Below are 24,564 nucleotides of genomic sequence, written 5' to 3'. Positions count from 1 at the left end.
TTCAATTTATGGGGAATAATCAATGCACAGCGAGCTGGACGCCTACGACCGCCGTATCCTCGAACTCTTGCAGGAGGACGCTTCGCTCTCCAGCGCGCAGATCGCCGAACGTGTGGGGCTGTCGCAATCGCCGTGCTGGCGACGCATCCAACGCTTGAAGGAGGAGGGGGTGATCCGTGGGCAGGTGACGCTGCTGGACCGCAAGAAGGTCGGCTTGAATACGCAGATCTTCGCCGAAGTGAAGCTGAATGCTCATGGTCGCTCCAACTTCACCGAGTTCACCGAGGCGATCCGCGGGTTTCCGGAGGTGCTGGAGTGTTATGTGCTGATGGGCTCGGTGGACTTTCTGCTGCGGATCGTCACGTCGGATATCGAGGCTTATGAGCGGTTCTTCTTCGAAAAGCTATCGAACGTGCCAGGGATTCAGGAGGTGAACTCGATCGTGGCGCTGTCAGAGATCAAGTCCACCACCAGCTTGCCGCTGTCGCGGTGAAGCAGTTGCAAGCCCGTTGACGCTATCCCCTGTAGGAGCGGCCTTGCGTCGCGAAAGGGGTGCGAAGCGCCCCCACGATGCTGATATCGCCGGGGCCGCGTCGCGGCCCTTTCGCGACGCAAGGCCGCTCCTACAAAGGCTGCATGTGCCTTCAGAAGGGCTCAAGCCTTGAGCAGGTGTTTCCAGCCGCGGCTCTGATCAACAACCCTTGCCTGTTCCACACGGGCTTCCAGCACCTCGTCGCTGATCGGCTGTTCGGCGAGCTCGTGCAGCTTCTTCAGGTCGCCGTACAGGCGGTCCATCTGTGGTGCCTCCAGCACCTGGCGGGCATGGTGCAGCCAGGCCAGCAGCTGCTCGATACGTGGCAATTGCTCGGCCAGGTCTTCCGGGCGCTGGGTGTACAGCGGCAGCTTCAACGCACGGCCCTCTTCACCCAGCAGGTGTGCCAGCCAGCTGGCCAGTTGCGCCTTGCCCTGGCGCTCGCCACGGCCCTTGCGCTCCACGGTCCAGGCACGCGCCAGCAACCAGCGCGAGGTTTCCAGCGAGAACTGGCCCCAGCGCACGTCCTCCAGCTCTTCGGCGAACTGTTCGGGGGCGGCACGGCGAATGTCTTCGTCATCGTTGCCAGCCTGCACCAGTGGGCGCCAGTCTTCCAGCAGCGCGTCGAGGCTGCTGCGCAGCTCGCGGGTAGTAGCGCGTGGGGCGGCCTGGCCCAGGCTGGCGGTAAGGGCACGCAGCTCGCTCAGGCACTCGACCCAGTCCTGCAGCAGGCGCCAGTGGCCGTTGTGGCGGTACTGCTCGGCCAGGCGCTGGCTGCTGCCCAGCAGTTGCCAGGCCAGTGCCGCATAGGCATCGTCCACAGCAGTTTCGGCTTCCAGCTCGGCGTGTGGCAGGCCCAGCTCGTAGCTGTCCGGCTCCAGCAGGCGGTAGCCGCGCTCCGCCTTGCTGATGTCGCAGGGCATCAGCGGCAGGCTGGCGGCCAGCTCGGCAGCCAGTTCCAGCAGGGCCTGGGGCTCACCTTCGCGCAGCTCCAGTTCCAGTTCGCAGATCTCTTCCTTGCGCTTGCCGGCGATCACGAAGCCTTGGTCCAGCGCCGCCTCGATCACCACCTTGCTCTTGCCGCGGCCCCAGGCGATTTCGGCGTATTCACGGCTGAAGTCGGTGGTGAACAGCGGTTTGATGGTTTTCTTGTCGAGGTTGGCCAGTTGCTCGGGCCAGCAGGTGGCGTCGAGCTTTTTCAGGTCGAGCTTGACCTTGTCCAGCGGCCATTCGTATTCATTGCGCTCGGACAGGCCGGCAACGCTCTGGCCGCGGCACTTGAGGGTCTGGATGATGGCCTCGCCGTCGCGGCGCAGGCGCAGGGCGACACGGGCGGCGGAAAGCTCGCGCTCGGGGGTGTCGAAGTACTGGTTGAGCAGTTCGCGGGTCTGCCAGCCGGACTTGTTGCGCTTTTTCAGCAGAGGGTGCTCGCGCAGGGCGGCAAGGGTCTCGCGGCTGGCGCGGAGCTTGAGTTCGGTTTCTTTGTGCATCACAGGCTCGAAAGAGGGGCGTGGTTGGCGGAGAGTCTACAGCAGTCGGCCGCCAACGGTTTATTCCAGACAGCGGATAGTCCTATGATGGGGCACGTTTCCGAGGAGTACGGGCATGCCGTTGCCAACGTTGAAAGACCAGTTTGCCGCCTTGATTGCCGCGCCCTCGGTCAGTTGCACCCAGCCCGCACTGGACCAGTCCAACCGCCAGGTCATCGACCTGCTGGCCGGCTGGCTGGGCGACCTTGGCTTCACCTGCGACATCCGCCAGGTCAGCCCCGGCAAGTTCAACCTGCTGGCCAGCCGTGGTAGCGGCCCAGGCGGCCTGGTGCTGGCGGGGCACAGCGACACCGTACCGTACGACGACCAGCTGTGGGCCAGCGATCCGCTGAAGCTGACCGAAGTCGATGGCCGCTGGGTCGGCCTGGGCAGCTGCGACATGAAGGGCTTCTTCGCCCTGGTCATCGAAGCGCTCATCCCGCTGCTGGAGCACGACTTCAAGCAGCCGCTGCTGATCCTGGCCACCTGTGATGAAGAAAGCTCGATGTCCGGGGCCCGCGCCCTGGCCGAAGCCGGCCAGCCGCTCGGCCGGGCGGCGGTGATTGGTGAGCCCACCGGCCTGCGGCCGATCCGCATGCACAAAGGCATCCTCATGGACCGCATCGATATCCTGGGGCGTAGCGGTCATTCTTCGGACCCAAGCCTGGGCCGCAGCGCCATGGAGGCCATGCACGCGGTGATGGGCGAATTGATGGGCCTGCGCCAGCAATGGCAGCAACGCTACCGCAACCCGCAATTCAGCGTGCCGACCCCGACCCTGAACTTCGGCTGTATCCATGGCGGCGACAACCCCAACCGCATCTGCGGCCAGTGCGCCCTGGAATTCGACCTGCGCCCGCTGCCGGGCATGGACGTGGAACAACTGCGCGCGGCCATCGGCGCCAAGCTGGCGCCCGTGGCAGAGCGCTTCGAGGTGCGCATCGACTATGCGCCGCTGTTCCCGGAGGTGCCGCCGTTCGAGCAGGCTGCCGACGCCGAACTGGTGCAGGTAGCGGAGCGCCTCACCGGCCATCGCGCCGAAGCGGTGGCGTTCGGCACCGAAGCACCTTATCTTCAGCAACTGGGCTGCCAGACCATCGTGCTGGGCCCTGGCGACATCGCCTGTGCCCACCAGCCCGGCGAATACCTTGAAATGTCACGAATCGAGCCTACCGTGCGTCTATTGCGTGACCTGATCCGGCATTATTGCCTGAACTAAACGCCAACCGAGTTGATTCGTTCCTGCCTAGAGGAGACCGCGCGTGACCGCAAGCCTGTTCCGACGATGATCCTGAACGCCCCCGTATCGCCGTTCTCCGTCCACTTATCCACAGGCCCTGTCATGCCCGACTACGTCAACTGGCTGCGTCATGCCTCCCCGTACATCAATGCCCATCGCGACTGCACCTTCGTGGTCATGCTTCCTGGCGATGGGGTGGAACACCCTAATTTCGGCAACATCGTCCACGACCTGGTGTTGCTGCACAGCCTCGGCGTGCGCCTGGTCCTGGTGCATGGCTCGCGCCCGCAGATCGAAAGCCGCCTGGCCGATCGTGGCCTGACCCCGCACTACCACCGTGGCCTGCGCATCACCGATGCCGCTACCCTGGACTGCGTGATCGATGCCGTCGGTGCCCTGCGCCTGGCCATCGAGGCACGCCTGTCGATGGATATCGCCGCTTCGCCGATGCAGGGTTCGCGCCTGCGCGTGGCCTCCGGCAACCTGGTCACGGCGCGGCCGATCGGTGTGCTCGAAGGGGTGGACTACCACCACACCGGCGAAGTGCGCCGGGTCGACCGCAAAGGCATCAGTCGCCTGCTCGACGAGCGTTCCATCGTGCTGCTGTCGCCGTTGGGCTATTCGCCAACCGGGGAGATCTTCAACCTGGCCTGCGAAGACGTGGCCACCCGCGCCGCCATCGAGCTGGGTGCCGACAAGCTGCTGCTGTTTGGCGCCGAGCCGGGCCTGCTGGACGAGGACGGCAAGCTGGTGCGCGAGCTGCGCCCACAGCAGGTTGCCCCGCATCTGCAGCGCCTGGGCAGCGACTACCAGGCCGAACTGCTGGATGCTGCCGCAGAAGCCTGCAAAGGCGGGGTAGCGCGCAGCCATATCGTCAGCTATGCCGAGGACGGTGCCCTGCTGACCGAGCTGTTTACCCGTGGCGGTGGCGGTACGCTGGTGTCGCAGGAGCAGTTCGAAGTGGTGCGCGAGGCGAGCATCGATGATGTCGGCGGCCTGCTGGAACTGATCAGCCCGCTGGAAGAGCAGGGCATCCTGGTGCGCCGTTCGCGCGAGGTGCTGGAGCGGGAGATCGAACAGTTCAGCGTGGTCGAGCGCGAAGGCATGATCATCGCCTGCGCGGCGTTGTACCCGATTGCCGATTCCGACGCCGGTGAGCTGGCGTGCCTGGCGGTGAACCCGGAGTATCGCCACGGCGGGCGCGGCGACGAGCTGCTGGCGCGAATCGAGGGCCGGGCGCGGCAGGCGGGGCTCAAGACCCTGTTCGTGCTGACTACGCGCACCGCGCACTGGTTCCGCGAGCGCGGGTTTGCACCGAGTGGCGTGGAACGGCTGCCGGCAGCGCGGGCTTCGCTGTACAACTACCAGCGCAACTCGAAAATCTTCGAGAAGCCGCTGTAAGCCTGTATTGGCCTCTTCGCGGGCTCGCCCGCTCCCACAGGTACACCGCAGGCTTCAAACCTTGTGATTACCCTGTGGGAGCGGGCAAGCCCGCGAAGCAGGCGACACCGATCTCAAAAGAGAACGCCGCCCTTGGGGGCGGCGTTTTCGTTTACACGGTATGCAGGTACCAGTTGTACTCGAGGTCGGAAATCGAATGCTCGAATTCCTCCAGCTCGCTCTCCTTGCACGCGACAAAAATGTCGATGTACTTCGGATCGATGTACTTGTTGAGGATTTCGCTGTCGTCCAGCTCGCGCAGTGCATCGCGCAGGTTGTTCGGCAGGCTCTGCTCCAGCTGCTCGTACGAGTTGCCTTCGATCGGCTCACCCGGCTCGATCTGGTTGGTCAGGCCATGGTGCACGCCAGCCAGCACGGCAGCCATCATCAGGTACGGGTTGGCATCGGCACCGGCCACGCGGTGCTCGATACGCACGGCATCCGGCGAGCCGGTTGGCACGCGCAGGGCCACGGTGCGGTTGTCCAGGCCCCAGCTTGGCGCGTTCGGTACATAGAACTGCGCACCAAAGCGACGGTACGAGTTGACGTTCGGGCACAGGAACGCCATGGACGCGGGCAGGGTCTCGAGCACACCGCCGACAGCGTGACGTAGCGCGGCGTTCTGCTCGGGATCCTCGCTGGTGAAGATGTTGTTGCCATCTTTGTCCAGCACGGAAATGTGTACATGCAGGCCGTTGCCTGCCTGGCCCGGGTAGGGCTTGGCCATGAAGGTGGTGTCCATTTCATGGTCGTAGGCGATGTTCTTGATCAACCGCTTCAGCAGTACGGCGTAGTCGCAGGCCTTGAGCGGGTCGGCAACGTGGTGCAGGTTGACTTCGAACTGCGCCGGGGCGCTTTCCTTGACGATGGCGTCGGCCGGGATGCCTTGTTCCTTGGCGCCTTCAAGGATGTCCTGCAGGCAGTCGGCATATTCGTCGAGATCGTCGATCAGGTAGACCTGGGTCGACTGTGGGCGTTTACCCGAAATAGGCGAGCGCGGTGGCTGCGGGCGGCCGTTCACGTTCTCCTGGTCGATCAGGTAGAACTCCAGCTCGAACGCGGCACAGATGGTCAGGCCCATCTCGGTGAACTTGCTCACCACCTGGCGCAGTACTTCACGCGGGTCGGCGAAGAACGGCTCGCCTTCGAGCTCGTGCATGGTCATCAGCAGCTGGGCGGTCGGGCGCTTCTGCCAGGGTTCGTTGGAGAGGGTGCCAGGGATCGGGTAGCAGATGCGGTCAGCATCGCCGATGTCCAGGCCAAGCCCGGTGCTCTCGACGGTGGAACCGTTGATGTCCAGGGCGAAGAGGGAGGCAGGCAGGTTGATGCCTTTCTCGTAAACCTTGTGGAGGCTGGTGCGCTCGATGCGCTTGCCACGCACCACACCATTCATATCTGCAATCAGAAGGTCAACGTAGAGAACCTCAGGATGTTCCTTAAGGAACGCGTTCGCTTCGTTAAGCTGAACGGCACGCGGGGGTACCGACATGATGCAACACCTTTGTTGTTAAAAATATCAATCAAGGGGGGCTTGCAGGTCCAGTCAATCGAAAACCCAAACTGATGTCAAGCCAACCCCATGATGCCCTGAAATGGCTCATCGACGGCAGATTTGCTGCATATCGGGGCAAGCCATTATCCGCTATTTCCCGCACGAAGGGCTATCTCCGACGAGCCGTGTTTTATTTTTTACGGAGGTGTTGTGTAAAAAAATGAACAAGGCTAAGCTCGGTCTCAACCCAGAACACAATAATACGAGGGTCACATGGTCCGCTTGCCGCGACCTGAAAGCACTGCCTGCGCAGTGCTATCGGGTACCTCCGTCAATTTTGCAAGCTTCGTCAATGGCGTGGCCGCCATGGCCGCAATAATTGACGTTTGGCAGCCCCGGACTCGCCCTCGCAGCGGCTTGCCGCCCTTCGTTTCGTCTTCCTGCCCTTCGAACTCATTACGGATGCACCTGTTTCCAGTGTATCCACTGTGGCTCTGCGCGGGGGTTTTTGCTTTAGCAATCTACTCCATCCAGAATCAGTGCGCGGCCCACCTTACCTCCTGAGGTATTTATGAGTAACAACCTCGACCAGCTCACCGATTGGTTGAAAGAGCACAAGATCACCGAAGTCGAATGCATGATCAGCGACCTGACCGGCATCACGCGCGGCAAGATTTCGCCCACCAACAAGTTCATCGCCGAAAAAGGCATGCGCCTGCCCGAGAGCGTGCTGCTGCAGACCGTGACCGGCGACTACGTCGACGACGACATCTATTACGAACTGCTCGACCCGGCGGACATCGACATGATCTGCCGCCCCGACGAGAAGGCTGTGTTCCTGGTGCCGTGGGCCATCGAGCCGACCGCGCAGGTTATCCACGACACCTACGACAAGAAGGGCAACCCGGTCGAGCTGTCGCCGCGCAACGTCCTGAAGAAAGTCCTCAAGCTCTACGCTGACAAGGGTTGGCAGCCGATTGTCGCGCCGGAGATGGAGTTCTACCTGACCAAGCGTAGCGAAGACCCGGACTTCCCCCTGCAGCCCCCGGTAGGCCGTTCGGGCCGCCCGGAAACCGGGCGCCAGTCGTTCTCGATCGAAGCCGCCAACGAATTCGACCCGCTGTTCGAAGACGTCTACGACTGGTGCGAACTGCAGCAGCTGGACCTGGACACGCTGATCCATGAAGACGGCACGGCGCAGATGGAGATCAACTTCCGTCACGGCGACGCCCTGCACCTGGCCGACCAGATCCTGGTGTTCAAGCGCACCATGCGCGAGGCTGCGCTCAAGCACAACGTGGCCGCCACCTTCATGGCCAAGCCCATGACCGGCGAGCCTGGCAGTGCCATGCACCTGCACCAGAGCGTGGTCGACCTGGCCACCGGCAAGAACATCTTCAGCAATGAAGATGGCAGCATGAGCGAGCTGTTCCTGCACTACATCGGTGGCCTGCAGAAATTCATCCCCGAGGCGTTGCCGCTGTTCGCGCCCAACGTCAACTCGTTCCGCCGCTTCCTGCCCGACACTTCGGCGCCGGTGAACGTGGAATGGGGCGAAGAGAACCGCACCGTCGGCCTGCGCGTGCCGGACGCCGGCCCACAGAGCCGGCGGGTCGAGAACCGCTTGCCAGGCGCCGACGCCAACCCCTACCTGGCGATTGCCGCCAGCCTGCTGTGTGGCTACATCGGCATGGTCGAAGGCATCGAGGCCAGTGCGCCGGTGCAGGGCCGTGGCTACGAGCGCCGCAACCTGCGCCTGCCGCTGACCATCGAGGACGCCCTGGAACGCATGGAAAACAGCCGCGCGCTGGTGCAGTACCTGGGCAAGAAATTCATCACCGGCTACGTCGCCACCAAGCGCGCCGAGCACGAGAACTTCAAACGCGTCATCAGCTCCTGGGAGCGTGAGTTCCTGCTGTTCGCTGTCTGATCAACCCTGAGGCCGCCCGCGCGGCCGCCGGAAACTGGAGAGGCACATGAGCGTCAACAACCCGCAAACCCGTGAATGGCAGAACCTGAGCGGCGAGCACCACCTGGCACCCTTTTCTGACTACAAGCAGTTGAAGGAGAAGGGGCCGCGCATCATCACCAAGGCGCAAGGTGTGCATTTGTGGGATAGCGAGGGGCACAAGATTCTCGACGGCATGGCCGGCCTGTGGTGCGTGGCGGTGGGCTATGGCCGTGAGGAACTGGTGCAGGCGGCAGAAAAGCAGATGCGCGAGCTGCCGTACTACAACCTGTTCTTCCAGACCGCCCACCCGCCGGCGCTGGAGCTGGCCAAGGCGATCACTGACGTGGCGCCGGCAGGCATGACCCATGTGTTCTTCACCGGCTCCGGCTCCGAAGGCAACGACACCGTGCTGCGCATGGTCCGCCACTACTGGGCCCTGAAAGGCAAGCCGCAGAAGCAGACCATCATCGGCCGTATCAACGGCTATCACGGCTCCACCGTGGCCGGTGCCAGCCTGGGCGGCATGAGCGGCATGCACGAGCAGGGCGGCCTGCCGATTCCTGGCATCGTGCATATTCCGCAGCCGTACTGGTATGGCGAAGGCGGCGACATGACCCCGGACCAGTTCGGCGTGTGGGCGGCCGAGCAGCTGGAGAAGAAAATCCTCGAAGTTGGCGAAGACAACGTCGCTGCCTTCATCGCCGAGCCGATCCAGGGCGCCGGCGGCGTGATCATCCCGCCGGACAGCTACTGGCCGAAGGTGAAGGAGATCCTGGCCAAGTACGACATCCTGTTCGTCGCCGACGAAGTGATCTGCGGCTTCGGCCGTACCGGCGAGTGGTTCGGCTCCGACTACTACGACCTCAAGCCAGACCTGATGACCATCGCCAAGGGCCTGACCTCGGGTTACATCCCCATGGGCGGTGTGATCGTACGTGACAAGGTGGCCCAGGTATTGAGCGAAGGTGGCGACTTCAACCACGGTTTCACCTACTCCGGGCATCCGGTGGCGGCAGCGGTGGGCCTGGAAAACCTGCGCATCCTGCGCGACGAGCACATCGTCGAGAAGGCGCGCAGCGAAGCGGCACCGTATTTGCAAAAGCGTTTGCGTGAGCTGCAGGACCACCCGCTGGTGGGCGAAGTACGCGGCCTGGGCCTGCTCGGTGCGATCGAGCTGGTCAAGGACAAGGCGACCCGCAGCCGTTACGAAGGCAAGGGCGTAGGCATGATCTGCCGCACGTTCTGCTTTGAAAACGGCCTGATCATGCGTGCGGTAGGTGACACCATGATCATCGCGCCACCGCTGGTCATCAGCCACGCAGAGATCGATGAACTGGTGGAAAAGGCGCGCAAATGCCTCGACCTGACACTCGAAGCGATTCGCTAAGCGTTTGCTAGTCTAGCGGTGTGACATTAAGTGGTTACAAGGCCTTGCTTTCCTTGAAACAGAGCCTTGTAACTTGCCAGACTAGCGGTTGTTTCAGTCGCCGCGCGCTCTGCACCGTAGGTCCTGGCTACTGAACAGATGGCTAAATAAAAATTCCGGAGCATTACGCATGAATAAAATGGGCAAGACGTTGCTGGCCGCAGCCCTGATGGGCGCCATGGCCACCGCTGTTCAGGCTGAAGACAAGGTGTTGAACGTCTACAACTGGTCGGACTATATCGCGCCAGACACCATCGCCAAGTTCGAGAAGCAGACCGGTATCAAGGTCAAGTACGACGTGTTCGACAGCAACGAAACCCTCGAGGCCAAGCTCCTGGCTGGCAAGTCGGGTTACGACATCGTGGTGCCGTCCAACAACTTCCTGGCCAAGCAGATCAAGGCTGGCGTGTACGAGGAGCTGGACCGCTCCAAGCTGCCGAACTGGAAGAACCTCGACCCGGACCTGCTCAAGGCCGTTGGCGATGCCAGCGACAAGGACAACAAGCATGCCTTCCCGTACATGTGGGGTTCGATCGGCATCGGCTACAACCCGGATAAGGTCAAGGCCGCGCTGGGCGTGGACAAGATCGATTCGTGGGATGTGGTGTTCAAGCCTGAGAACATCGCCAAGCTCAAGAGCTGCGGCGTGAGCTTCCTCGACGCGCCGACCGAAATGCTCCCGGCTGCGCTGCACTACCTGGGCAAGCCGACCGACAGCACCAAGAAGGAAGACCTGAAGGCCGCCGAGGAACTGTTCCTCAAGATTCGTCCTTCGATCACCTACTTCCACTCGTCCAAGTACATTGGCGACATGGCCAACGGCAACATCTGCGTAGCGGTCGGTTACTCGGGTGACCTGGAGCAGTCCAAGGCCCGTGCCCACGAAGCCGGCGACAAGGTCAAGGTCGAATACATCATTCCGAAGGAAGGTGCCGGTACCTTCTACGACATGGTCGCCATCCCCAAGGATGCCGAGCACAAGGACGCTGCCTACCAGTTCATGAACTTCCTGATGCAGCCGGAAATCATGGCCGAGATCACCAACGCCGTGCGCTTCCCGAACGGCAACGCTGCCGCCACCCAGTTCGTGGACAAGGAAATCACCAGCGATCCAAGCATCTATCCGCCAGCTGAAGTGAAGAAACAGCTGTATGCCATCGCTGCTCCTGAAGCCAAGGCCCAGCGTGACATCACCCGTAGCTGGACCAAGATCAAGTCGGGCAAGTAAGCCCGATGCAGCACCTCTGGGCCGGGGTACCCGGCCCAGAGCCAGTAAAAGGCAATTGATGATTGCGGCATCGAAGCTGCGAAGGTAAGTTGCGCGCCGGTTTTGCGTGTGCGGCAGCACTGTCGCTACCCAGGCACTGATTGTAAAGGAGCACCCACTTGTCCATTTCTGTATTCCGCAAGGCCTTGATGGCTGGTGCGGGCCTGACGCTGGCATGCAGCGTCCAAGCGGCGCCTACGGTGCACTTCTACAACTGGTCCGACTACATCGGCCCGACCACACTCGCGGACTTCGAGAAGGCGACGGGCATCAAGCCCGTGCAGGACGTGTTCGATTCCAACGAAACCCTGGAAGGCAAGCTGCTGGCCGGCAACACCGGCTATGACGTGGTGGTGCCATCCAACCATTTCCTCGGCAAGCAGATCAAGGCGGGCGCGTTCCAGAAGCTCGACAAGAGCCTGCTGCCCAATTACCCCAACCTCGACCCGGCGTTGATGAAGCGCCTGGAAAAGAACGACCCGGGCAACCAGTACGCGGTGCCATACCTGTGGGGCACCAACGGCATCGGTTACAACGTCGACAAGGTGAAGGCCGCGCTGGGCGTGGACACCATCGACTCCTGGGCGGTGCTGTTCGAGCCGGAGAACATGAAGAAGCTCGCCAAGTGCGGCGTGGCGTTCCTCGACTCGGCTGACGAAATGTTGCCGGCGGTGCTCAACTACATGGGGCTGGACCCCAACAGCAGCAACGCCAAGGACTACCAGGCGGCCGAGAAGAAACTGCTGGCGGTTCGCCCGTACGTGACCTACTTCCACTCGTCCAAGTACATCACCGACCTGGCCAATGGCGATATCTGCGTCGCGGCGGGGTTCTCGGGTGATGTGTTCCAGGCCAGGACCCGCGCCGAAGAAGCGAAGAAGGGTGTGCACCTGGCCTACGCCATTCCCAAGGAAGGCGGCAACCTCTGGTTCGACGTGCTGGCGATTCCCAAGGACGCCAAGAATGTCAAAGAGGCGCATGCCTTCATCAACTATTTGCTGAAGCCTGAGGTTATCGCCCAGGTCAGTGATTACGTCGGTTACGCCAACCCGAACCCCAAGGCTGGCGACCTGATGGACCAGGCCGTGAGGACTGACGCCGCGGTTTACCCACCGCAGGAAGTGCTGGACAAGATGTTCGTGAATGCAGAGTTGCCACCCAAGGTGCAACGGCTGATGACCCGCAGCTGGACCAAGGTCAAGTCGGGCAAGTAAAAATCCAGGCCCGTGGCGGCACCTGCAGAGCAGGCCACGCGGGCACAAAAATCTTGTTGGGAGTTTCACTCATGGCAGTTGCCTCCGGTGCCTATAAAAAAGCCCTCGAGGGTGGCCAGCAACCCAAGCAGGTGCTGGTCAAGATCGACCGGGTCACGAAAAAATTCGACGAAACGGTAGCCGTGGACGATGTGTCCCTGGAAATCCGCAAGGGTGAGATTTTCGCCCTGCTGGGTGGCTCCGGTTCCGGCAAGTCGACCTTGCTGCGCATGCTGGCCGGCTTCGAGCGCCCGACCGAAGGGCGGATTTTCCTCGATGGCGTCGACATCACCGACATGCCGCCCTACGAGCGGCCGATCAACATGATGTTCCAGTCCTACGCGCTGTTCCCGCACATGACCGTGGCGCAGAACATCGCCTTCGGCCTGCAGCAGGACAAGATGCCCAAGGCCGAGATCGACGCCCGCGTGGCCGAGATGCTCAAGCTGGTGCACATGACCCAGTATGCCAAGCGCAAGCCGCACCAGTTGTCTGGTGGCCAGCGCCAGCGCGTGGCCCTGGCCCGCTCGCTGGCCAAGCGCCCCAAGCTGCTGCTGCTCGACGAGCCAATGGGCGCACTGGACAAGAAGCTGCGTTCGCAGATGCAACTGGAACTGGTGGAAATCATCGAGCGCGTAGGCGTGACCTGCGTGATGGTGACCCACGACCAGGAAGAGGCCATGACCATGGCCCAGCGCATTGCCATCATGCACCTGGGCTGGATCGCCCAGATCGGTTCGCCGGTAGATATCTACGAAACCCCCACCAGCCGCCTGGTGTGCGAGTTCATCGGCAGCGTCAACCTGTTCGACGGTGAAGTGGTCGACGATGCCGAAGGCCACGCGATCATTGCCAGCCCCGAGCTTGAGCGCAAGATCTACGTTGGCCATGGCATCACCACCTCGGTGGAAGACAAGCACATCACCTACGCCCTGCGCCCGGAAAAGATGCTGGTCACCACCCAGCAACCGACCTGCGAGCACAACTGGTCGCGCGGCAAGGTCCACGACATCGCCTACCTTGGTGGCCACTCGGTGTTCTACGTCGAGCTGCCGAGCGGCAAGATCGTCCAGTCGTTCGTGGCCAACACCGAGCGCCAGGGCACCCGGCCGACCTGGGGCGATGAAGTGTACGTGTGGTGGGAAGACGACAGCGGCGTGGTACTGCGGTCATGAAACCTCGCAAGCTCAAGCGAGCCTTCCAGCGCATCATCCCGGAGGGGCGGCACCTGGTGATCGGCGTGCCGTTCATCTGGCTGTTCCTGTTCTTCATGCTGCCGTTCTTCATCGTGCTGAAGATCAGCTTCGCCGAAGCCGACGTGGCGATCCCGCCCTACACCGAGATCTACAGCTACGTCGAGGACAAGGTCCAGCTCGTGCTCAACCTGGCCAACTATGGCCTGCTGACCGAAGACGAACTGTACATTTCGGCCTACCTGGGTTCGCTGAAGATGGCCTTCTTCAGCACCCTGCTGTGCCTGTTGATCGGCTACCCGATGGCCTATGCCATTGCCAATGCCAAGAAGGAAACCCAGACGGTCCTGCTGTTGCTGATCATGATGCCGACCTGGACTGCGATCCTGATCCGCGTCTACGCCTGGATGGGCATCCTCAGCAACAACGGCCTGCTCAACGGCTTCCTGCTGTGGACCGGGCTGATCGACCAGCCGCTGCAGATCCTCAACACCAACCTGGCGGTGTATATCGGCGTGGTCTACTCGTACCTGCCGTTCATGATCCTGCCGCTGTTCGCCAACCTGGTGAAGCACGACCCGAGCTTGCTCGAAGCCGCTTCCGATCTGGGTTCGAGCACCTTCAACAGCTTCTGGAAGATCACCGTGCCGTTGTCGAAGAACGGCATCATCGCCGGTTGCATGCTGGTGTTCATCCCGGTGGTGGGTGAGTTCGTGATCCCGGAACTGCTTGGCGGCCCGGAAACCCTGATGATCGGCAAGGTGCTGTGGCAGGAATTCTTCAACAACCGTGACTGGCCGGTGGCGTCCGCGCTGGCGGTGGTGATGCTGGCGATCCTGATCGTGCCGATCCTGCTGTTCAACCGCAGCCAGGCCAAAGAAATGGAGGGCAGGGCATGAAGCGCTTCAGTTTCTCCAAGCTGATGCTGGTGCTCGGCTTGCTGTTCATCTACCTGCCGATGCTGATCCTGGTGATCTACTCGTTCAACGCCTCCAAGCTGGTGACCGTGTGGGGCGGCTGGTCGGTGAAGTGGTACGTCGGCCTGCTCGACAATACCCAGCTGATGGGTTCGGTGATGCGCTCGCTGGAAATCGCCTGCTACACGGCGGTGGCGGCGGTGGCACTGGGTACCCTGGCGGCATTCGTGCTGACCCGGGTCACCCGCTTCAAGGGCCGCACGTTGTTCGGCGGCCTGGTCACCGCACCGCTGGTGATGCCCGAGGTGATCACCGGTCTGTCGCTGTTGCTGCTGTTCGTGGCCATGGCACAAATGATCGGCTGGCCGCAGGAGCGCGGCATCGTCACCATCTGGATCGCCCACACCACGTTCTGTGCGGCGTATGTGGCGGTAGTGGTGTCGGCACGCCTGCGTGAGCTGGACCTGTCGATCGAAGAAGCGGCGATGGACCTGGGTGCCAAACCGTGGAAGGTGTTCTTCCTGATCACCATCCCGATGATCGCGCCGTCGCTGGCGGCGGGCGGCATGATGTCGTTCGCGCTGTCGCTGGATGACCTGGTACTGGCCAGCTTCGTCTCCGGCCCGGGTTCGACCACCTTGCCGATGGAAGTGTTCTCGGCGGTGCGCCTGGGTGTGAAACCGGAAATCAACGCCGTGGCCAGCCTGATCCTGCTGTCGGTGTCGCTGGTGACCTTCCTGGTCTGGTACTTCAGCCGCCAGGCCGAAGAGCGTCGCCGCAAGGCGATTCAGCAGGCGATCGAAGAGGGTGCGGCAGCCAACGCTTCGCAGCCGCAGGTCAAGCGCCCAGTGCAGGTTACGGCTTCGGCCTGACCCGGCCCTTTCGCGGGCTTGCCCGCTCCCACAGGGACTTCACAACCTTCAGGCTTGTGATAATCCCTGTGGGAGCGGGCAAGCCCGCGAAGGCCCCGACACCGATTCAAAGCCAGACTGCATCCCAGTGTGGATAGTCCCCGACACTCCTGACCAATCCAGCCCTCAAGGGATTGGCAACAATGTATCGGGCTACATGCACCACACTTTCCTCCCGCCGCAGCGCATGGTCGTGGTAACCCGGTTGCCATATCGGGTTGTGCCTGACACCTGCCTTGCGCAATGCAATGGCAGTGCGTGATTTGAATTTGCGCATCAGTGTTCCCAATGCCACTTCTTTCAGTTCGATCAGCCAATGCAGATGGTCAGGCATTACTACCCAGGCCAACGACCGGCAATCCTGAATGTCATCTGACACCCGCAGGTGTTTGACCACCAGGCGAGCATGCTCGAAGTCATGGAACAGTGGCAGCCGCAGGTGTGTTTTGGTGGTCAGCATGTAGAGCCTGCCTGGCTCGGAAAAGCGCCCACGGCGAAGCAGGTGGGATTCGGCTAACGGCATTTTGATCTTCCCTGAAATTGAACCTCCCTTTGAAAGTAGTGGCTGAAGCGGGGTGGCAGGGTGGTTGATGATTTCTGAATATGGCTGAAGCATGTGGTTGGCTGTGCAGGCCCTTTCGCGGGCTTGCCCGCTCCCACAGGGAAAGTGCATGCCTTGAGACTTGCGCTGTACCGGTGGGAGCGGGCAAGCCCGCGAAGAGGCCCGCACAGGCGCTGAAAATGCCGAACTGATCCTCGTCAGTGCTGTTTATCGAACCCTGAACTACGCTGACAGTCGCATCCCACAAATCATTTGTGCGCAAGCAAGGAGCCTGCATGACGTTGTTGCGTCCGCTGTCGGTCATTTGCCTGGGGCTGTTGTACCTGCTCACGGGCTGTAGCAAGGAAGAAGTCCCCGAGACACTGCCCCGGGTGGGCGTGCAACAGGTCCAGCCGACCGACTTCGCCGCCAGGGTCACCTTGACCGGCGACGTACAGGCACGCGTACAGACCGACCTGTCGTTCCGCGTCGGCGGCAAGATCATTTCGCGTAGCGTCGATGTCGGCGACCACGTCAAGGCCAACCAGGTGCTGGCGCGCCTGGACCCGAAAGACCTGCAGAACAACGTCGACTCGGCCAAGGCCGAAGTGTTCGCCGCCCAGGCGCGGGTCACCCAGAGCAGCGCCGCTTTCGTACGCCAGCAGAAACTGTTGCCCAAGGGCTACACCAGCCAGAGCGAATACGACGCCGCCGAGGCCGCCCTGCGCAGCGACCAGAGCGCACTCAAGGCCGCCCAGGCGCAATTGGCCGATGCCAATGAACAACTCAGCTACACCGCCCTGGTTTCCGAAGCCGATGGCGTGATCACCGAGCGCCAGGCCGAGGTTGGCCAGGTGGTGCAGGCGACCATGCCGATCTTCAGCCTGGCTCGCGACGGCGACCGCGATGCCGTGTTCAACGTCTATGAGTCGCTGCTGGTGGCACCGCCCAGTGATGCCGGGGTGATCGTCAGCCTGCTGGACGACCCCAAGGTAAAGGCCCATGGCTTCGTCCGCGAAATCACTCCGACGGTGTCCGCGCAAAGTGGCACGGTACAGGTCAAGGTCGGGCTCCGGGACGTGCCGCCGGCAATGCAGCTGGGCGCACCGGTAACCGCCACCACCAATGCCGAGGGGCGGCCCAGTATCGAGCTGCCGTGGTCTGCCTTGACCAAGGCACTGCATGAGCCGGCGGTGTGGGTAGTGGGTGAGGGCGACAAGGTGGAACTGCGCAAGGTCGAGGTCAGCCGTTACCTCACCGGCCGCATCGTGGTCGCTCGTGGCCTGAAGGGTGGCGAAACCGTGGTAGTCAATGGCGGGCAGTTGCTGCACCCCGGCATGCAGGTACAGAAGATCGATGCCAAGGCCAAGGGGGGTGAGCTATGAAGCACCTGCTGATGATGATGTCGGCCGGCATGCTGTTGCTCGGCTGCAGCAGCGAGGACGAAGCGCCAGAGCCGATTCGGCCGGTGCTGTCGGTCAAGGTCGAACCCCAGGTGCAATCGCAGCTGGGCCGCTTTGCCGGCTCTATCCAGGCGCGGTTCGAAAGCACCCTGGGTTTTCGTGTGTCCGGGCGCATCGCCCGGCGCTGGCTGGATGTGGGCGCCCAGGTGAAGCCGGGTGACACCCTGGCCACGCTCGACCCCACCGACCAGCAAAACCAGTTGCGCGCCGCCGAAGGCGACCTGGCCAAGGTGCAGGCACAGTGGATCAACGCCCAGGCCGATGCGCGTCGCCAGCAGCAGCTGTATGACCGCGGCGTTGGCGCCCAGGCCCAGCTGGATATTGCCCAGACCAACCTGAAAACCACCAGCGCCGCATTGGAGCAGGCGCGCTCGGCGGTCAGCCAGGCCCGTGACCAGCTCGACTACAGCACCCTGCGTAGCGACCACGCTGCGGTGATTACCGACTGGAAGGCCGAAGCCGGGCAAACCGTCACCGCCGGCCAGGCCGTGGTGACCCTGGCCCGGCCGGACGTGAAGGAAGCGGTGATCGACCTGCCGATCGGCCTGGCCGAGCAGTTGAACAAAGGCCTGACCTTTACCGTTGCCTCGCAACTCGACCCGACCATCAACACCACGGCCAGCCTGCGCGAACTGGAACCCCAGGCCGACGCCACCACCCGTACCCGCCGCGCCCGCCTGAGCCTGGCCAGCACACCCGCGGCGTTCCACCTGGGCACGGCCATCAGCGTGACCCTGAGTTCGGCGGTGACGCCACGCAGCGAGTTGCCGTTGAGCGCCTTGCTCGAGCGTGATGGCAAGACCCAGGTGTGGGTGATCGACCCGCAACAGAAAACCGTGGCCACCCGCGACGTGGCCCTGATCGACCGCACCGACCAGAGTATCGTCCTGACCTCCGGGGTACAGCCTGGGGAGCGGGTGGTGACGGCGGGCGTGAACAGCCTCAAGCCTGGCCAGAAGGTCACCTTCGACGAGGATGCGCAATGAAAGGAAGCTTCAACCTGTCCGACTGGGCACTCAAGCATCAATCGTTCGTCTGGTACCTGATGTTCGTTGCGCTGCTGATGGGGATCTTCTCCTACTTCAACCTGGGCCGCGAGGAAGACCCGTCGTTCACCATCAAGACCATGGTGATCCAGACCCGCTGGCCCGGCGCGACCCAGGACGAGACCCTGTACCAGGTCACCGACCGCATCGAGAAGAAGCTCGAGGAACTCGACTCGCTCGACTACACCAAAAGCTACACCCGCCCGGGTGAATCCACGGTCTACGTGTACCTGCGCGACACCACCAAGGCCAAGGACATCCCGGAAATCTGGTACCAGGTGCGCAAGAAGATCCAGGACATCCGTGGCGAGTTCCCCGCAGGTATCCAGGGCCCGGGGTTCAACGACGAGTTCGGCGACGTGTTCGGCTCGATCTATGCGTTTACCGCCGATGGCCTTACCCTGCGCCAGTTGCGCGACTACGTGGAGCAAGCGCGGGCCGAGGTGCGCGACGTACCCAACATCGGCAAGATCGAGCTGGTCGGCACCCAGGACGAAGTGCTGTACCTGAACTTCTCGACCCGCAAGCTGGCAGCCCTGGGCATCGACCAGCGCCAGGTGATGCAAGCCCTGCAATCGCAGAACGCGGTGACCCCGGCCGGGGTGATCGAGGCCGGCCCGGAGCGCATTTCCGTGCGCACCACCGGGCAGTTCGCCTCGGAAAAGGACCTGCAGACCGTCAACCTGAGGATCAACGACCGTTTCTTCCGCCTGGCCGACATCGCCGACATCGAGCGCGGCTACGTCGACCCACCCTCACCGATGTTCCGCTACAACGGCCAGACGGCGCTGGGCCTGGCTATCGGCATGAAAGCCGGGGGCAACATCCAGGTGTTCGGTGCGGCACTGAAAAAACGCATGGACCAGGTGATCGAGGACCTGCCGATAGGCGTCGGGGTGCATACCGTTTCCGACCAGGCCGTGGTGGTCAAGCAGGCAGTCGGCGGCTTCACCAGTGCGCTGTTCGAGGCGGTAGTGATCGTGCTCGGGGTGAGCTTTGTCAGCCTGGGGGTGCGCGCCGGCCTGGTGGTGGCCTGCTCGATCCCGCTGGTGCTGGCCATGGTCTTCGTGTTCATGGAATACAGCGGTATCACCATGCAGCGTATTTCGCTGGGTGCGCTGATCATCGCGCTGGGCCTGCTGGTGGATGACGCGATGATCACCGTGGAGGTCATGGTCACGCGGCTGGAGATGGGCGAGAGCAAGGAGCAGGCGGCGACCTTCGCCTATACCTCCACGGCGTTCCCGATGCTCACCGGCACCTTGGTCACCGTGGCCGGGTTCGTGCCCATTGGCCTCAATGCCAGCTCGGCGGGCGAATATACCTTCACCCTGTTCGCGGTGATTGCCGTAGCACTGCTGGTGTCGTGGATCGTGGCGGTGTTCTTTGCCCCGGTGCTGGGTGTGCATATGCTCAGCAGCAACCTCAAGGCCCATGATGCCGAGCCTGGCAGGCTCGGCCGGGCCTTCGAGCACGGCTTGCTGTGGTGCATGCGCAACCGCTGGCTGACCATCATCGGCACCGTGCTGCTGTTCGCCCTGGCGATCTTCTGCCAACGCTTCGTGCAGAACCAGTTCTTCCCGTCCTCGGACCGCCCGGAAATCCTCGTCGACCTCAACCTGCCGCAGAACGCCTCGATCGAAGAGACGCGCAAGGTGGTCGACCGCTTCGAGGCGCGGATCAAGGACGACCCGGACCTGGTGCACTGGAGCACCTACATCGGCCAGGGCGCGATCCGCTTCTACCTGCCACTGGACCAGCAACTGCAGAACCCGTATTACGCGCAGTTGGTGATCGTCAGCAAAGGCTTCGAAGAGCGCCAGGGCATGATGGCGCGCCTGCAGAAGATCCTGCATGAGGAATTCGTCGGCATCGGCACCAACGTGCAGTCGCTGGAAATGGGCCCGCCGGTGGGCCGGCCGATCCAGTACCGGGTCAGCGGCGCCAATATCGACGAGGTACGCAAGCATGCCATCGAGCTGGCCACCTTGCTCGACCAGAACGAGCACATTGGCGAGATGATCTACGACTGGAACGAGCCGGGTAAGGTGCTGCGGGTGGAAATTGCCCAGGACAAGGCGCGTCAGCTGGGCTTGTCGTCGGAAGACGTGGCCAATGTGATGAACAGCATCGTCAGCGGCGTCCAGATCACCCAGGTCAACGACAACATCTACCTGGTCGACGTGGTTGCCCGCGCCCAGGACAGCGAGCGCGGCTCGCCGGACACCCTGCAGAACCTGCAGATCCTCACGCCCAACGGCACCGCGATCCCGCTGCTGTCGTTCGCCACCGTGCGCTACGAGCTGGAGCAGCCGCTGGTGTGGCGCCGTGACCGCAAGCCGACCATCACCATCAAGGCCTCGGTCAATGGCGACATCCAGCCCACCGACCTGGTGGCCCAGCTGAAGCCGAAGATCGACGAGTTCGCCAGCAAGCTGCCGGTGGGCTTCGAAGTGGCTACCGGCGGTACGGTGGAAGAGAGTGCCAAGGCGCAAGGGCCGATCCGCAAGGTGATCCCGCTGATGCTGTTCCTGATGGCGACCTTCCTGATGATCCAGCTGCACAGTGTGCAGAAGCTGTTCCTGGTGGTCAGCGTGGCACCGCTTGGGCTTATCGGCGTGGTGCTGGCGCTGGTGCCCACTGGCACCCCGATGGGCTTCGTGGCAATCCTCGGCATTCTCGCGCTGGCGGGCATCATCATTCGTAACTCGGTGATCCTGGTGACCCAGATCGACGAGTTCGAGGCCCAGGGCTTGTCGCCGTGGGATGCGGTGGTGGAGGCCACCAATCACCGGCGCCGGCCGATCCTGCTGACCGCGGCGGCGGCGAGCCTGGGCATGATCCCGATCGCCCGCGAGGTGTTCTGGGGGCCGATGGCCTACGCCATGATTGGTGGGATCATCGTGGCGACCCTGCTGACACTGTTGTTCCTGCCAGCGTTGTATGTGGCTTGGTACAAGATCCGCGAGCCACAGAAAAACTCCTGAAACCCTACAGCAAACCCTGTGGGAGCGGGTTTACCCGCGAATGCGATGGTGGAGCCGCTGCCGCATTCGCGGGTGAACCCGCTCCCACAGGGGCTTCTGTCGCTTTCAATATCGCCTTCTGGTTTGGTTATATAAACATTCTTAAACAGTATTTTTAAGAATAACCTCGCCTCACTACTATTGCCTCAAGCCAGGCGTAATTCCCCTTCAAACCTCAGCCCGGCAACTTCATTCCAAGGAGAACGAGCATGAGTGCATCTCTGCGTAGCATCGACGGTCAGGACGAAGCCACCATTCTGCGGGAAATCCAGAGCGCCCTGCGCGACCTGCGTTTCGGTGCGGTGGAGATCACTGTGCACAACGCTCAGGTCGTACAGATCGAGCGCAAGGAGAAATTCCGCCTGCAACAGCCCGGCAACAAGACCGGCTGATCGCCTACCCCTCCAAAACTAGAAGAATGCCAATCGGGAGCTTCACCATGTCCATCCGCCGTTATGCGCTCGCTGCCCTGGCCAGCGCTGTTTTTGCCGGTTCCGCCATCGCCAAGGACTACGAACTGCTGAACGTGTCCTACGACCCGACCCGTGAGCTTTATCAGCAATACAACGCCGAGTTCATCAAGCACTGGCAACAGGCCCACCCGGGCGACACGGTGAAGATCCAGCAATCTCACGGCGGCTCGGGCAAGCAGGCCCGTGCGGTGATCGACGGCCTGCGCGCCGACGTGGTGACCCTGGCCCTGGCGGGCGACATCGACGAAGTCGCCAAGCTTGGCAAGACCTTGCCCGCGGACTGGCAGAAGCGTCTGCCGGACGCCAGCACCCCGTATACCTCGACCATCGTGTTCCTGGTACGCAAGGGCAACCCGAAAGGCATCAAGGATTGGGGCGACCTGGTCAAGAAGGATGTGTCGGTGATCACCCCCAACCCGAAAACCTCCGGCGGCGCCCGCTGGAACTTCCTCGCCGCGTGGGCCTATGGCCTGAAGACCGGGGGTAGCGAAGACAAGGCCAAGGCCTACGTGCAAGAGCTGTTCAAGCACGTACCAGTGCTGGATACCGGTGCCCGTGGCTCGACCATTACCTTCGTCAACAACGGCCAGGGCGACGTGCTGCTGGCCTGGGAAAACGAGGCCTTCCTGGCGCTGAAGGAAGACGGTGGCGCCGACAAGTTCGAAATCGTCGTGCCATCGCTGTCGATCCTGGCCGAACCGCCGGTGGCGGTGGTCGACAAGAACGCCGAGAAGAAGGGCAACACCGAGATCGCCAACGAATACCTCAAGCACCTGTACAGCCCGGCCGGGCAGAAGATTGCGGCCGAGAACTTCTACCGCCCGCGTGACGCCAAGGTGGCGGCCGAGTTCGGCAAGCAGTTCCCGAAACTGGAGCTGGTGACTATCGACAAGGACTTCGGTGGCTGGAAGACTGCACAGCCCAAGTTCTTCAATGATGGCGGTGTGTTCGACCAGATCTATCAGGCACAGTAAGCGCCACGGAAAAGCGGGGGCCGCCTGGCGGCCTTTCGCGACGCAAGGCCGCTCCTGCGAGGAATACGCGATCTTCTGCAGGAGCGGCCTTGCGTCGCGAAAGGGCTGCAGGGCAGCCCCAGGATTCACAAGCCTGCACCGGCCCGGGATCGATCCCGGGCTTCGTGCGTTCAACCAGGGATATTTATGTCACGTCGCATTTCCCCCGTCATACCCGGCTTCGGGCTGACGCTGGGCTACACCTTGGTGTACCTCAGCCTGATCGTGCTGATACCGCTGGCCGCCATGTTCGTGCATGCCGCGCAGCTGACCTGGGAGCAGTTCTGGAATGTCATCAGTGCACCGCGGGTGATCGCCGCGCTCAAGCTGAGTTTCGGCACCGCCCTGTTCGCCGCCATCATCAACGGCCTGATCGGCACCTTGCTGGCCTGGGTGCTGGTGCGCTACACCTTCCCCGGGCGCAAGGTCATCGATGCGATGATCGACCTGCCATTCGCCCTGCCCACCGCCGTTGCCGGCATCGCCCTGACTGCCCTGTACGCGCCTTCGGGCTGGGTCGGCCAGTTCGCCACCGACCTGGGCTTCAAGATCGCCTACACCCCGCTGGGCATCACCCTGGCCCTGACCTTCGTCACCCTGCCGTTCGTGGTGCGCACGGTACAACCGGTACTGGCCGACATCCCGCGCGAGGTCGAGGAAGCCGCTGCCTGCCTGGGCGCCAAGCCGCTGCAGGTGTTCCGCCATGTGCTGGCGCCGGCGCTGCTGCCTGCCTGGCTCACCGGCTTTGCCCTGGCCTTTGCCCGCGGTGTGGGCGAGTATGGTTCAGTGATCTTCATTGCCGGCAACATGCCGATGAAGACCGAGATCCTGCCGCTGCTGATCATGGTCAAGCTCGACCAGTACGACTACACCGGCGCGACCTCCATCGGCGTATTGATGCTGGTGGTTTCCTTCATCCTGCTGCTGCTGATCAACCTGCTGCAGCGCCGCATCGAAACCCCTTGAAGGAGGCCGGCATGTCCAGTTCAACCCTGAATGCAACCGCCGCCGCCAACGCCGCCCGCCGTGGCAGTGCGACTTCGCGGCGCATCCTGATCAGCCTTGGCTGGCTGGTATTTGCGCTGTTTCTGTTGCTGCCGCTGGTGATCGTGGTGTCGCAGGCGCTGAAGAACGGCTTTGGCACATTCTTCGAGGCGATCCTCGAGCCGGATGCGTTGTCGGCCTTGAAGCTGACCCTGATCGCGGTAGTCATTTCGGTACCGCTTAACCTGGTGTTCGGCGTCAGCGCCGCCTGGTGCGTGAGCAAATACACCTTCCGTGGCAAGAGCCTCCTGGTCACCCTGATCGACCTGCCGTTCTCGGTGTCGCCGGTGATCGCCGGCCTGGTGTACGTGCTCATGTTCGGCGCGCAGGGCCTGTTCGGGCCGTGGCTGCAGGACCACGATATCCAGATCGTGTTCGCCCTGCCGGGCATTGTCCTCGCCACCATCTTTGTCACCGTGCCGTTCGTGGCCCGTGAACTGATCCCGCTGATGCAGGAGCAGGGCACGCAAGAGGAGGAGGCTGCGCGCCTGCTCGGCGCCAATGGCTGGCAGATGTTCTGGCATGTGACTTTGCCGAACATCAAATGGGGCCTGATCTACGGCGTGGTGCTGTGCACCGCGCGGGCCATGGGCGAGTTTGGCGCCGTGTCGGTGGTGTCGGGCCATATTCGCGGCGTGACCAACACCTTGCCGCTGCACGTGGAGATTCTCTACAACGAGTACAACCACGTGGCGGCCTTCAGCGTGGCCAGCCTGCTGCTGATCATGGCGCTCTTCATCCTGCTGCTCAAGCAGTGGAGCGAGAACCGTATTAACCGCCTGCGCCACAGCGCCGCGGAGGAATGAT

Annotated in this window: 20 protein-coding genes; 17 read left to right on the top strand and 3 right to left on the bottom strand. The window is 62.5% G+C overall.

The window, feature by feature from the left end; genetic code table 11:
- Window positions 1–22 precede the first annotated feature (22 nt).
- Window positions 23–493, top strand: a complete 471-nt coding sequence (locus tag ACJA3S_RS24730; RefSeq protein WP_043198918.1) for an Lrp/AsnC family transcriptional regulator — start codon at window positions 23–25, stop codon at window positions 491–493.
- A 161-nt stretch (window positions 494–654) separates the two neighbouring features.
- Here ACJA3S_RS24730 and ACJA3S_RS24725 read toward each other — a convergent pair whose 3' ends face one another.
- The gene (locus tag ACJA3S_RS24725) at window positions 655–2,022 is read right to left on the bottom strand and encodes a CYTH domain-containing protein (protein ID WP_170033619.1); all 1,368 of its coding nucleotides are present in this window, start codon (window positions 2,020–2,022) and stop codon (window positions 655–657) included.
- A 115-nt stretch (window positions 2,023–2,137) separates the two neighbouring features.
- On the opposite strand from ACJA3S_RS24725, the gene argE reads away from it, so the two are divergent.
- Window positions 2,138–3,280 (top strand): acetylornithine deacetylase, encoded by a 1,143-nt coding sequence (argE, locus tag ACJA3S_RS24720; protein WP_406820322.1) that lies wholly within the window; start codon window positions 2,138–2,140, stop codon window positions 3,278–3,280.
- 123 nt (window positions 3,281–3,403) lie between these two features.
- On the top strand, window positions 3,404–4,702 hold the full coding sequence (gene argA, locus ACJA3S_RS24715) for an amino-acid N-acetyltransferase (protein WP_170033615.1): 1,299 nt from the start codon (window positions 3,404–3,406) through the stop codon (window positions 4,700–4,702).
- A 151-nt stretch (window positions 4,703–4,853) separates the two neighbouring features.
- On the opposite strand, the gene ACJA3S_RS24710 is transcribed toward argA, so the two are convergent.
- Entirely contained in the window at window positions 4,854–6,230 is a 1,377-nt protein-coding gene (locus ACJA3S_RS24710) for a glutamine synthetase family protein (RefSeq protein ID WP_084856533.1), read from the bottom strand.
- Between the two features lie 574 nt (window positions 6,231–6,804).
- On the opposite strand from ACJA3S_RS24710, the gene ACJA3S_RS24705 reads away from it, so the two are divergent.
- The 7 genes from ACJA3S_RS24705 (at window position 6,805) to ACJA3S_RS24675 (ending at window position 15,112) form a co-directional block, all read left to right on the top strand.
- Complete coding sequence (locus ACJA3S_RS24705; RefSeq protein WP_170033613.1) at window positions 6,805–8,163, top strand: glutamine synthetase family protein; 1,359 nt, start codon at window positions 6,805–6,807, stop codon at window positions 8,161–8,163.
- A 46-nt stretch (window positions 8,164–8,209) separates the two neighbouring features.
- The gene (locus ACJA3S_RS24700) at window positions 8,210–9,571 is read left to right on the top strand and encodes an aspartate aminotransferase family protein (RefSeq protein WP_170033611.1); all 1,362 of its coding nucleotides are present in this window, start codon (window positions 8,210–8,212) and stop codon (window positions 9,569–9,571) included.
- Window positions 9,572–9,740: 169 nt separating this feature from the next.
- Window positions 9,741–10,838 (top strand): polyamine ABC transporter substrate-binding protein, encoded by a 1,098-nt coding sequence (locus ACJA3S_RS24695; protein ID WP_406820321.1) that lies wholly within the window; start codon window positions 9,741–9,743, stop codon window positions 10,836–10,838.
- Between the two features lie 158 nt (window positions 10,839–10,996).
- Window positions 10,997–12,091 carry a polyamine ABC transporter substrate-binding protein gene (locus tag ACJA3S_RS24690; RefSeq protein WP_406820320.1) on the top strand — a complete coding sequence of 365 codons (1,095 nt, stop codon included), beginning with the start codon at window positions 10,997–10,999 and terminating at the stop codon, window positions 12,089–12,091.
- Window positions 12,092–12,162: 71 nt separating this feature from the next.
- The gene (gene potA, locus ACJA3S_RS24685; RefSeq protein WP_186672017.1) at window positions 12,163–13,305 is read left to right on the top strand and encodes a polyamine ABC transporter ATP-binding protein; all 1,143 of its coding nucleotides are present in this window, start codon (window positions 12,163–12,165) and stop codon (window positions 13,303–13,305) included.
- A 35-nt stretch (window positions 13,306–13,340) separates the two neighbouring features.
- Window positions 13,341–14,222 (top strand): ABC transporter permease subunit, encoded by an 882-nt coding sequence (locus ACJA3S_RS24680; RefSeq protein WP_406822310.1) that lies wholly within the window; start codon window positions 13,341–13,343, stop codon window positions 14,220–14,222.
- Window positions 14,219–15,112 carry an ABC transporter permease subunit gene (locus ACJA3S_RS24675; RefSeq protein WP_406820319.1) on the top strand — a complete coding sequence of 298 codons (894 nt, stop codon included), beginning with the start codon at window positions 14,219–14,221 and terminating at the stop codon, window positions 15,110–15,112. Before ACJA3S_RS24680 ends, ACJA3S_RS24675 begins: the two co-directional genes overlap by 4 nt.
- Before the next feature lie 106 nt (window positions 15,113–15,218).
- On the opposite strand, the gene ACJA3S_RS24670 is transcribed toward ACJA3S_RS24675, so the two are convergent.
- The gene (locus ACJA3S_RS24670) at window positions 15,219–15,674 is read right to left on the bottom strand and encodes an REP-associated tyrosine transposase (RefSeq protein ID WP_406822309.1); all 456 of its coding nucleotides are present in this window, start codon (window positions 15,672–15,674) and stop codon (window positions 15,219–15,221) included.
- Between the two features lie 314 nt (window positions 15,675–15,988).
- Between ACJA3S_RS24670 and ACJA3S_RS24665 the strand changes: the two genes are divergently transcribed.
- The 7 genes from ACJA3S_RS24665 to cysW all read left to right on the top strand — a co-directional run bounded on the left by ACJA3S_RS24665 (window position 15,989) and on the right by cysW (window position 24,563).
- Window positions 15,989–17,077, top strand: a complete 1,089-nt coding sequence (locus ACJA3S_RS24665) for an efflux RND transporter periplasmic adaptor subunit (RefSeq protein ID WP_406820318.1) — start codon at window positions 15,989–15,991, stop codon at window positions 17,075–17,077.
- A complete protein-coding gene (locus tag ACJA3S_RS24660; protein WP_406820317.1) occupies window positions 17,074–18,141 on the top strand; it encodes an efflux RND transporter periplasmic adaptor subunit in 1,068 nt (355 codons plus the stop codon). The genes ACJA3S_RS24665 and ACJA3S_RS24660 overlap by 4 nt, the downstream gene beginning before the upstream one ends.
- Entirely contained in the window at window positions 18,138–21,188 is a 3,051-nt protein-coding gene (locus tag ACJA3S_RS24655) for an efflux RND transporter permease subunit (RefSeq protein ID WP_406820316.1), read from the top strand. The genes ACJA3S_RS24660 and ACJA3S_RS24655 overlap by 4 nt, the downstream gene beginning before the upstream one ends.
- 248 nt (window positions 21,189–21,436) lie before the next feature.
- Window positions 21,437–21,619 (top strand): sulfur starvation response protein OscA, encoded by a 183-nt coding sequence (gene oscA, locus ACJA3S_RS24650; RefSeq protein WP_003258557.1) that lies wholly within the window; start codon window positions 21,437–21,439, stop codon window positions 21,617–21,619.
- A gap of 47 nt (window positions 21,620–21,666) precedes the next feature.
- Window positions 21,667–22,674 (top strand): sulfate ABC transporter substrate-binding protein, encoded by a 1,008-nt coding sequence (locus ACJA3S_RS24645; RefSeq protein ID WP_406820315.1) that lies wholly within the window; start codon window positions 21,667–21,669, stop codon window positions 22,672–22,674.
- 186 nt (window positions 22,675–22,860) lie between these two features.
- Window positions 22,861–23,679, top strand: a complete 819-nt coding sequence (gene cysT, locus ACJA3S_RS24640) for a sulfate ABC transporter permease subunit CysT (protein WP_289133489.1) — start codon at window positions 22,861–22,863, stop codon at window positions 23,677–23,679.
- Between the two features lie 11 nt (window positions 23,680–23,690).
- Entirely contained in the window at window positions 23,691–24,563 is an 873-nt protein-coding gene (gene cysW / locus ACJA3S_RS24635) for a sulfate ABC transporter permease subunit CysW (RefSeq protein ID WP_406820314.1), read from the top strand.
- Window position 24,564: the final 1 nt, after the last annotated feature.

This window comes from Pseudomonas sp. KnCO4 (assembly GCF_045344305.1).
In the GTDB taxonomy this organism is placed as follows: domain Bacteria; phylum Pseudomonadota; class Gammaproteobacteria; order Pseudomonadales; family Pseudomonadaceae; genus Aquipseudomonas; species Aquipseudomonas anuradhapurensis.
This window is presented reverse-complemented; position numbering and strand designations above follow the sequence as displayed.